This is a genomic window from Companilactobacillus hulinensis (assembly GCF_003946555.1).
Lineage (GTDB): Bacteria > Bacillota > Bacilli > Lactobacillales > Lactobacillaceae > Companilactobacillus > Companilactobacillus hulinensis.
In genome coordinates, this window is sequence record NZ_RHOO01000028.1 from 1 (window position 1) to 12,440 (window position 12,440).

Below are 12,440 nucleotides of genomic sequence, written 5' to 3' on the forward strand. Positions count from 1 at the left end.
GTTTTAGGCTGGAATACTGCCATTGATTCATTTCGTGGATATTTAACAAAGTGTTCGGATTAAACTTGCAATCTCTCAATTTAAAAAATAAATGGCTGCCTTCAATTGAAAATGAAACTACTGAATATAAAGTTGAGTTTAATGAAAAATGCAAAAGAGAAATTGCTGCTTTTTTAAATGGAACTCAAACTGCATATATTTATTTAGGGATAGATGATAATGATCAAGGCGTTATACATACATATTCGGACATTGAGCGTCACACTATTGAAGAAAAAATGGGGCATTGGATTTCTAGTTCTATATACTATCCAAGCCCAGTGGGATTAGTTTATATAAAAATAAAACAGAATATTACTTATATTGAAATTAAGCCTGGAGATTCTAAACCATATTTTTTAGATGGTAACGCATATGTAAGAAATGGTTCAGAATCAGTTAAGGCATCTCCTGAACGTGTTATGAAGATGCTTTCGAATCAGAAATTGGATTCTTTCGATTCATCAGAATCGTTTAATCAGAATTTGACCTTTAATGATATTGGAATGGTCTTCAATGGTATGGACGTTGATTTCAAACCAAATGCACTGGGGTTTTACAATAGTAATGAAAAATATACTAATACAGCATTACTATTTAGTAATCAGAATGTATTCACTGTAAAAGTGGCAATTTTTGAAGGAATCAATGTAGATCAATTTAAAGATAGACGTGAATTTGGTGGTTGCTTGACAAAACAGATTGATGATATTTTGACATTTATTAATTTAAATAATTCATTGGTTGCTAAAATAACTGGAAATGCTCAAAGAAGTGAAAAACAAAGTTATCCTAGTGTGGCTATCAGAGAGGCTGTTATTAATGCAGTGGTACATCGATCGTACTTTAATAAATCTCCAATCCAAATAGAAATATTTGATGATAGATTGACGATAATGTCGCCGGGCCCATTGCCAGGAGGAATGAAGATTGAGGCTGTTTTGGAGGGGAAAACGTTACCGAGGAATCCACGGATAATTAAAATATTAAACAAACTGAAGTACATTGAGGATTACGGTACTGGTATTCGTAGGATTATTAGCAAGTATGTGGATGAAGAAGTTCATCCGCAGTTTGATGCTAAAGAGGATTTTGTGAAAGTGATACTTCCCAATTTGAATTATATAGATAAGAAGTTGAAAACAACTAATTTTAAATTGGGAAAAGGTGACACTTTGAATAGTAGTAATTTAAAAATTATAGAATATTTGAAGAAAAATACTTATATTAGTCGGGTAACGGTTGAATCTATATTATATATAAAAAATACTCAGGCTAATCAACTCCTTAAAAATATGGTTGATAACGATATTTTAAAAAAAGTAGGAGCTGGACCGTCGACTAGATATGTTCTTAGTCAAAGAGATATTGTAGAACCGGGAGATAACCGGGAGATAATTAATTTCATATATTTAATCCACAGCGGTATTTCCCCTTCCATAAGTCACTATCAGATACTAATTACGAAATGTATGTAATACTAGATGTAGATAGTATCAGGTAAGATGGTAAAGGAAGATAAAATGGCACTTAAATCACATAAAATTGTTAAATTATTGAAGCAAAATGGATTCATAGAGAAATCACAAAATGGATCTCATTTAAAAATGTACAATCCAGCCACTAATGTAACTCTTCCGGTTCCCATTCATAATGATAAGGAACTGGAACATGGTATTGAGAGTAAAATATTGAAGCAGGCTGGCATCAAACAAAATTAATAAAATCTGAATATGTTCAAAAAAATGACTCGTAATCCTAAGATTGCGGGTCATTTTTTGGTTATGGAATTTTTGCTTTTTACATACAAAGAATTTATAAAAATATTTGTTTACTAAATTTTTTTGTTATATCTAAATTGGTCTATATAGCGCATAACAACAGCCACAATGGATACAAGTATATATACCATTAATGTATGGCGTTATGCCTACGTTTCGCTCATAATATTGCGTTGATTGTTTATACAGGGCGGTCTATACTATTCTCATAATTATTTTTATAAAAAGGCAGAATGTCAATAATGTAGTGAATTAACAAAAATATTTTATCAATGTCATTACCTATTAAAGGTAACATTTACACGATCATCGACTTAGAAATTGAGTGGACTACAACACATGAATACAATTTTGTTGAAATATTACGATTTATTCAAATGGGGAAAATAGAGGTGTATCGGTTAATTATTATTAGCCGATTTACAAAGGGGATTTAAATTTTGAGGCAAAAGGTAAGTAACTATGAGATTAAAAAGAGATTTATTTTATATAAAGCTCGTACAGGTTGGAAGATAAAGACACGTATTTTTGGCACATTACTTATCAGTTTTTCCGCGTTCACATTCGCTGAGAACACAGGAATTGTCAGTGTTCATGCGGCTACAACAAATCCAGAAGAAACTTCGACGGTTGAGAAAGCGGATACATCTACGGATAAGCCTCAGCCGGAAGCTCCAGCTGAAGAGACGAAACCAGCAGATAGTGAAGATACTCCTGCACCATCCGCACAGGATAAACCAGCTGACGAATCTAATGCCCAAGATGATAAGGTTCCGAATGATGTATCTGCGGAAAATGTACAGCCAATAGCTTCAAGAGCAAGTCTAATGCGTTCAGATGCGTTAACTGCACAGTCTGGAAGTGTCACAACGACTCCACAAACAGCTCAACCGGAGGCTGCTTCAGCGGATACAAGTGCTACTCAGTATCCAGTTTTAACAGGTAAAGGTGTTAGTGTTGGTACCGATGCCTCAGAGGTCACATTGACTGCTGATCAAATTGCTAATCATTTTACGGCTACAGTTGAGGATAAAGGTGGCGGAGATCAACAAGATGACGCTGCTGACAATACTCATGTTGTACCGATTAGTTCAGATGGAACGGTTCAATTGACAAGTAATGATTCTCATACGTATTACACTTCTCCTGGAAACTCAACTAATATTCAAGGTCACCAAGTTGCTCACGTATCATTTGAACACGAAATTGATTTTAGCCACAACTTCTCTATGACCGGAGCTTTAGGAATTGGTAGTAAAACTTCCAATGGTGCTGATAGTGTTGGCTTTATTTTTGCGCCTGGAGATCCAGCTAAAGCCACACAAGGTGGTTCAGGTGGTATGCTTGGGCTTCAAGGCTTGGATAATGCTTTTGGATTTATTTTTGATGAGTATGATAATAGGGATTCATATAATGACCCTGCTCTAAAATCAGGGAACTGGGGTATTAAAAGCTTTGAACCATATATTGGATGGCGTACAACGGGTGCCGATGGAAAATTACAGTCAGTTGCTAATTCTAGTGATTGTAAGGATGCCAGTGTTCTAAACCCTCGTGGTCAAACACCGATGAATACTTTTACAATGGATTATCTGGCTGAAACCAAAACGTTGAGCTTAATACTTAATGGTGATAAAGGTAACTCATTTTCACGAACTATTACGGATGTTACCAATGGATATTCTATTTCTGTTGCTGCCTCAACTGGTGGTAGTTGGAATGATTATTCAGCTAAAATAGATAATTTTACTTACACTCCTAAAACAATTCCACTAACAGTTAAATTAACGGATTCAGCTGATAGTGGTGCTTTGTTGAACAATACTAAGGTTACAGCTGTTGCCAATATTGGTGATAAGATTTCTGTTTTCTCAACTCAAGAGGCTGCTGCACGTGCGGTGGCGGATAAGAGCGTTGATCCTAATCTAGTATCCGTTATACCAACGGATTCAGCTGGTAATATTTACGTCATTGATGGGGCAAGTGCTACCGATAATAACAATGCTGAGGTTCACTATATTGGCGGAGATGATTACAAGGATGTTGCTGATGGTACTTATTACACATATACAGTTGCTGACGGCGGCGATCAAGAAGTAAATATTCCAGTCAGACTTGCTTATAAAGCGGTCGTTACACCAATTGATTCCGTGACAAAGCAGCCTATTGAAGGATTGGATCCCGTGACAGTTACTGCTGTAGATGGAGAACCATCATTGATTCAAATTCCAGGATATACCCCAACAAAGATCAATTTGGCAGCTCCAAAAGACGGAGCTAGCATTGCTCAAGATACATTGATAATTGATCAAGGTAAGATTGGTTCGGATACTACAACAACTGAAGCTAATCCTCTTGGACACTATTACACTGGGACGGGTACAACTGTTGATGGCAAAACTGTAATTACTAAAGCCTCCGTCGGAACTGGTCAATCTGTGTCTGATAAATTGGATAAGCAACCATATAAAGATGCTAATGGAACAGATGTTACTAACGGTGATAACGAGACACCAATTACTAGTAATGATTATTATTGGTCAAATGTTGGGGATGCCACTGCTACAGATTCAGTCGATGAAACAAAACCACAAACTAGCAGCAGTTTATTATTGCCAACATCGACAACTTTGGATTATTGGAATGCACAAGCTGCATCTAACCAAACGAAGGCTGATGATTACAAGGCTGCCGCGCAAAAAGCTTATAACGACTTCATAGGTATAGCCAATCTGTCCCAAGACCAAAAGGACTCTGCACAAAAGCTGTTGGATTCGATAACTAAAATCTATACAGAACTTTCTGCTACTAATGGGGCAGCTAAGACATCGTTTGATAGTGCAGGAACGGCCACTGATTCAAACGATATATTTAGTGATGGACAAGATGGTTATGCATCACTTAAGCAAGTTCAAAACTTATTAGTTAGTTTTAAAATCAATTTAGATGATCTTAATGATACTAATGAGAAGGCTCAAGATACTTTAGCGACATTTGATTCATGGAATATACCATATAACGGTAAAAATACTGATATTGGATTTCCAACTGTTAAATTTGGTAAGGATTTCTCTCCTGATAAACCGATTACTGATCAACAAAAGGAAGGATTCGATAATCCAGACTATTATGAATATTTTAATGTAAACAATGCGGATACTCCTATCAAAGGTGCCCCCCAAGATGCTGGTCATTATGTTTTCAAGTTAACTGATGCTGGGCGTACTTATTTGAAGAGTTTAAGTACAAGTGAGAATGCCGGACTTTATGTTTCAGCAATTCTGACAATTGATCCTGAGCAAGTCGATGCAACTGCGAATGATGCAACTGTTGTTTATGGTGGTGATGCTAACCACGAATTATCATCGCTAAGTGGTAGTAGTTCTAAATCTGATGGTACGTTAGTCTCAACTGATACAACAAATTCTGACTTTGAAGTAGTTAACGATAGTGACGAAATTGTTCCAGTTACACAATTGCAAGTCGGCGGTGTCTATAAAATTAAATATACCGATGCGGCTATAGCTAACTTAAAGAAAGACAGTAATTATACTTACAATTCATTTGGTACAGGTAAATTAACAGTTAATCCACGTGCAATTACTGTTAAGGCCGAGACTCACGTTAAAACATACGGTGACCCTGCTGATCCTCAATTAACCTTGGCTAGTGATTCAGCTAAGAAACTTGTTAACGGAGATGATATTACTAGCTTGGGTATCACTTTAACACGTGCTGCAGGTGAAGAAGCAGGTACATATGTGATTTCTGGTACTTCTGATAATAGTAATAAGAACTATACAGTTACTGTTGCTCCAGGAACATTTACTATTGGTAAAAAACCTGTGACGGTCACGGTTGATACCGCTACTAAAATTTATGGGGATGCGGATCCCAAGTTTATGTTAAAGGATCCATCAAGCGTACTAGTCAAGGGTGATGATGAATCCGACTTGGGCGTAACTTTGTCACGTGAAGCAATTGATGGAAAAGTCAATGAGAATTTCGGTATCTATAAAGATGCAATAACTGGTACGTCTAACAGTAAGAATTATGCGGTAACAGTAACTCCTGGTACCTTAACCATTAATAAAAAAGCTGTGTCGGTTGCAGTTGATTCTGTTACTAAAACTTATGGGGATGCGGATCCAACATTCACATTAGTTGATCCAACAAGTGTATTAGTTAATGGAGATACAGATGTATCAGTATTGGGAGTCACATTGTCACGTGCAAACAAGAGTGAGAATGTAGGCAACTATGCAATAAGTGGAACATTATCCACTGATGGAAATTATGATGTAAAAGTAACTGACGGAACTTTAACAATTAATAAAAAGAAAGTAACTGTAGCAGCAAGCGACGCTAATAAAACTTATGGGGATGCAGATCCAGCATTCACGTTAGTTGATCCAACAAGTGTATTGGTTAATGGCGATACAGATGCGTCAGTATTGGGAGTCACATTATCGCGTGTAGGTAAAGATGAGAATGTCGATACCTATAAAGATGCAATAATTGGTACGTCTACAGATGATGGAAATTATGCAGTAACAGTGATTCCGGGAACTTTCACTATTAATAAAAAGAAAGTAACTGTAAAAGCAAATCCCGCTACTAAAACATATGGTGATATGGATCCAACATTTACCTTAGTTGATCCAACAAGTGTACTGGTTACTGGCGATGATGAATCAGACTTGGGAGTCACATTATCGCGTGCAGGTAAAGATGAGAATGTTGATACCTATAAAGATGCAATAATTGGCACATCTACAGATGATGGAAATTATGATGTAACAGTAACTCCTGGCACCTTCACTATTGATCCACGAAACATTACAGTTACTGCTACAGATAGCGGCAAAGTATATGGTTCTGCTGATCGAACGCTGAACTTCACGATTGATTCGAATGATAAACTAGGTGGTTCAGATACACTAGCTAGTTTAGGAGTTAAATTAAAACGTGTAACTGGTGAGAATGTTGGAAGTTATGATATTAACGAAGATCCTGCAGAAAACTTAAATAAAAACTATAAGATTGCCTTTAATAAAGGTACTTTTAAAATTACACAATTGGAGGCTGATCCAACGGTCGATCCGTCGAAAATGACATATGGTGGAGACTTGCCAGTATTCACTGGAAGTATGGGTAATGCTGTCGAAGATCATGATATTGATCAAGCGGATTTTGAGATAGTTGATAAAGATGGAAATGTAAAAGCTGCCAGTGAATTACAAGCAGGTAGAGATTACACAATTCAATATACAGCGAAGGCTCAATCAGATTTAAAGAGTGATAAAAATTATAATTTCAAATCATTTGGAACTGCTAAATTAGCCGTCAACCCAAAGGCAATTGCTGTCACAGTGGCAGATGCTAGTAAAACATATGGGACTAAAGAAAATCCTCAATTCAAATTGACAGATGCATCGGCTGATGGTCTTGCAAATGACGACACGCTAGATGATTTGAAAATGAGTTTCAGCCGTGTTGAAGATGAAGATGCTAAAACTTATATAATCGATGGTACGGCTAACAATTCTAATTACACTGTTACTGTAACTTCTGGGAAATTTACTATTAATCAGGCTATTGTCAACGCCACGATAGCAAGTTCACCAACGGTTTACGGTGATACTCCAGAAATAACCGGTGATTTAGGTCAAGCAAATAGTGAGCATAATATAGTTCCAACTGATTTTGAAATATTTGATAATACAAATAAAAAAATAGTTACTTATAATCAGTTGCATGCAGGTGGGGATTACAGCATCCGTTATACCGACACTGCAAAGAGTGCTTTGAATAGTGATACTAATTACAAATTTAATTTTGCTACTAATACGCTAAAGGTTACTCCTAGAGCAATTACGGTTACAGCTACAGGTGGAAGTAAGAAATATGGTTCCATTGATCCGGTATTAGGTTTCTCAATTGGAACAGATGATAAATTAGGTAACCAAGATCAATTGACTGATTTAGGAATCAAATTGAGTCGTGTAACTGGTGAAAATGTCGGTAAATATGAAATTGATCAGGATCCTTCAGAAGCATTGAACAGTGATTACAAGATTACATTCGAAAATGGAACATTTACAATTAATGCACTACCAATCACAGTCAAGGCGGATGATAGCGGTAAAACATATGGTGAAAAGGATCCAGCAACCTTTACTTTAGATCCGTTATCAGAAAATGTTCTTGTAAATGGCGATAAGCTGTCTGATATAAGTAGTAGCTTGTCTCGTGCTGAAGGTGAGAATGTAGGACAGTATGCTATTACTGGTACTGCTACGAACCCTAATTACATTATCACTGTAGATTCTGGGGAATTCACTATTAAGCCTGATGAGATCAAGGCTACAGTGGCAGATGCTACAATGGTTTACGGTGATGCTCCGAAATTAACTGGTGATTTAGGGCAAGCGGATACTGCTCATCAACCAGACACATCTTATTTTGAGATATTTGATAATACGAATAACAAAATTGTTACTCCTGATGAGCTTCATGCAAATGGTGATTATACAATTCGTTATACTGATGCCGCTAAGAAGAATTTGAACGCTGACAACAATTACCAGTTTGATAATTTGGATAGTACAGCTAAGTTAACTGTAACTAAGCGACCTGTAACTGTTACGGCTGCTAACATTAGTAAAGTTTATGGTTCAACTGATCCTGAATTATCATTAACAGATGATTCAGCGAAAGTATTAGTAAATAATGATGACTTATCTAGTCTAGGAGTTACGTTGAACCGTGAAGATGGCAAAGACGCAACAACTTACCAGATTACTGGGGCTCCAAGTAGTGCCAATTACGATGTAACCATTCTTCTTGGTACTTTTACGATCACTCGAGCTGATGCTGATGCAACAATTAGTGCTGCTACGGTGGTTTATGGGGATGATATGCCAACATTCACTGGTAACTTGGGCCAAGTAAAAGATGATCATCCAACTATTGAACAGGGTGACTTTGAAGTTGTAGATGAATCTGGCAAAGTGGTTCAAGCTACGGATCTTCAGGCTGGCAAGATATATCATATTCAATATACAGGTGCGAAACAGGCTGCCTTAAAGAGTAATAGTAATTACACGTATAATAATTTTGGTACAGCAATACTAACTGTACATCCACGTCCCATTACCGTTAATGCAACGAATAACGAAAAGACCTATGGTTCAACTGATCCAACACTAGGATTCTCAATTGATGAGCACGATAGATTAGGGAATTCATCAGATGATTTAGGAATCAAATTGGTTCGTGATGCTGGTGAAAATGTTGGAACATATAAGATCAATCAAGATTCTTCAGAAACGTTGAATGGTAATTATACGATTGCCTTTAATCCTGGAACATTTACGATAAATAAAAAGGATATTACGGTCACGATAAATCCTGTTGAAAAGACCTATGGCGATGCTGATCCAAAGTTAACGTTTACTAATCCAGCATTAGTTGGAGATGATAATGTTGATGCTTTGGGTGTGACATTAACACGTGATCAAGGACAAAACGTTGGGACATATGCTATTAAAGGTTCTTCAGATAGTAAGAATTACAATGTCAGTTTTGTAGGTAATAACTTTGTAATCAAACAGGCCGTTGCTGATGTAACGACGAATAATGTTAATACAACATATGGCGATACACCTAACCTTTCTGGAACGACCAAAATAGGTGGGGTTACCACTGAATTGAAACCAACTGATTTTGAAGTTGTAGATGAAAATAAGGATGTCGTGAAAACTTCAGATCTACAAGCAAATGGTAAGTACACGATTTGCTTGAATACTTCAGCTCTTAGCCGTTTGGCATTAAGCAATCCTAATTATAATTTCTCACTATTTAGTTTTGGTAGTTTGAAAGTTGCTAGACGTACAGTTAAGTTGAGTATTGATGACCAGACAATGTTTGCTGGAAAAGATGTACCACAAAATCAAGCTAAAATAGATGATGGTTCGTTAAAGCCTGGCGATAGTATTTCAAACTTAGGATTAGATTATAGTAAACCAACATCCCTAGCAGTTGGAACTTATGGAATTGATGCTCAGGATACTAATCCCAATTACGACGTTGAAATAATACCTGGCAGTCTCAAGGTGCTAGGTAAAGATGTTGACCCAGATGGAAATGTAAAAGTCATCGAAAAAGATGCTGATGGCAATGTCGTCAAAGTTACTAATACTTGGACTGACGGTGGGACTACTGTTTACACTTATGATCCAAAAACTGGAGATAAAAAAGTTAGTGAATCTGATAATAATAAGCCAACATCTCCACGTACATCAGTCCCATTACCAGATATTGGAGTTACTTTGCCTGAAAATGATGGAGCCGCCACTGTTGTCAAAGTTGACGATGATGGAAATCCGAACTTCACACATTATCAAACTGATCCTGACCATGATGGAGTAAGTAGTGCAGATGAATTGAAAGATGGCACTGACCCACTTAATTCAGATAGTGATGGCGATGGAGTGAGTGATGCGGACGAAATCAAGGCTGGTACGAATCCATTAAGTTCAGATACCGATGGCGATGGAGTAAGTGACGCTGATGAAATCAAGAATGGAACTAATCCATTAAGTCCAGATACTGATGGTGATGGAGTAAGCGATGCAGAAGAGATTGCACATGGCACTGATCCGTTAAAGACCGATACAGATAGCGATGGAATAAGTGATGGCGACGAGATAAAGAACGGCACCAATCCAACGAAATCCGATACGGATGGCGATGGAATAAGCGATGGAGACGAAATCAAAGCCGGTACCAATCCATTGAAATCCGACACCGATGGCGACGGAATAAGTGACGGAGACGAAATCAAGCACGGCACCGACCCACTGAAATCCGATACGGATGGCGATGGAGTGAGTGATGCGGACGAGATAAAGAACGGTACCAATCCATTGAAATCCGACACCGATGGCGACGGAATAAGTGACGGAGACGAAATCAAGGCCGGTACTGATCCACTGAAATCCGATACGGATGGAGACGGAGTGAGTGATGCTGATGAAATCAAAGCCGGTACTAATCCATTGAAGTCAGATACAGACGGCGATGGAATAAGCGACGGGGATGAGATCAAGCGCGGCACTGATCCATTGAAGTCAGATACAGACAGCGATGGAATAAGTGATGGCGATGAAATCAAGCACGGTACCGACCCACTGAAGTCAGATACGGATGGCGATGGAGTGAGCGATGCAGATGAAATTAAGCACGGCACGAATCCATTAAGTCCCGATACGGATGGAGATGGAGTAAGCGACGCAGAAGAGATTGCACATGGCACTAATCCGTTGAAATCCGATACGGATGGCGATGGAATAAGCGATGGAGACGAGATAAAGAACGGTACCAATCCATTGAAATCTGACACCGATGGCGATGGAATAAGCGATGGAGACGAAATCAAAGCAGGTACTGATCCAACGAAATCCGATACGGATGGAGATGGAATAAGCGATGGAGACGAAATTAAAGCAGGTACCAATCCATTGAAGTCCGACACCGATGGAGACGGAATAAGTGACGGAGACGAGATAAAGCATGGCACTGATCCAACAAAATCAGATACAGACGGAGACGGAGTAGGTGACGGCGACGAAATCAAGGCCGGCACCGACCCACTGAAATCCGATACCGACGGAGACGGATTAAGCGACGGAGACGAAATCAAAGCTGGCACTGATCCATTAAATCCTGATACCGATGGTGATGGGATAAATGATGGAGACGAAGTCAAGAATCATACTGATCCGCTAAAGCCAGAAGTATATGAAATACCGAATAATCAAACAACAACTGTAAAGAAGAACCAAGACATTGCGACAACAACTAAATTAGTTAACCTTTATGATATCGATGGAAATCAAATAGATTCCAGAGCATTGGGTATCAATACTGGCTGGTATAGTGATGAAGAATATACCTTAGATGGTGTAATGTACTATCGAGTAGCCACAAATGAGTTCGCTAAGTCCAGTGATGTTTATGTCTATATTGCCAAAGAACCAACATTTGTCAGAGTTTATAATAATAACCAAGGAAATTTGGTAGACTATACTGGTTCTGCAATTGATCGTGTTCTCGAACCAAGTTCAGAGTGGAAGACTGATAGAATTGCCATTATTAATGGACAACATTATTATCGAGTTGCCACCAATGAATTTGTTCCAGTTGGTGAGGTCTATGAATATTCATATGCCAAAACTAACGTATCAACTGATTCTGTAACATCCCTCTACAACGAACGTGGGGAACAATTGAGTATTTCACTACCAGCTAATATGAGTTACAAAGCAGATAGAATTGTGTCTATCAATGGAATTCAATATTACCGTGTGGCAACGAATCAATTTGTCCCATTCACGGCAGTTCGTGAGTATTCCAATATTGATATTCAAATAACCACTAATTCCGTTACACCGGTTTACGACAAATTCGGAAGAGTATTGAACATTGCACTTCCAGCAAATGCAATTTACAAAGTAGATAGGGTCGTATATATCAATGGAATTAGGTATTATCGAGTAGCAATAAATATGTTCGTTAGAGCAATTTGATACCAAATCAAAGGAGCCTCTTAGTTAG

The 12,440-nt window shown here is 37.9% G+C and carries 3 protein-coding genes; all 3 read left to right on the forward strand.

The window, feature by feature from the left end; translation table 11 throughout:
* Positions 1-50 precede the first annotated feature (50 nt).
* Positions 51-1,517 carry an ATP-binding protein gene (locus EKM66_RS11150; RefSeq protein ID WP_125764635.1) on the forward strand — a complete coding sequence of 489 codons (1,467 nt, stop codon included), beginning with the start codon at positions 51-53 and terminating at the stop codon, positions 1,515-1,517.
* 45 nt (positions 1,518-1,562) lie between these two features.
* Positions 1,563-1,760 (forward strand): type II toxin-antitoxin system HicA family toxin, encoded by a 198-nt coding sequence (locus EKM66_RS11155; protein ID WP_125764637.1) that lies wholly within the window; start codon positions 1,563-1,565, stop codon positions 1,758-1,760.
* Between the two features lie 500 nt (positions 1,761-2,260).
* A complete protein-coding gene (locus EKM66_RS11160) occupies positions 2,261-12,412 on the forward strand; it encodes an MBG domain-containing protein (RefSeq protein WP_125764639.1) in 10,152 nt (3,383 codons plus the stop codon).
* The last annotated feature ends 28 nt before the right edge of the window (positions 12,413-12,440 follow it).

Bases quoted from the DNA above. Each gene is read 5' to 3' on its own strand.
- EKM66_RS11155 (WP_125764637.1), top strand. From the start codon at position 1,563: ATGGCACTTAAATCACATAAAATTGTTAAATTATTGAAGCAAAATGGA.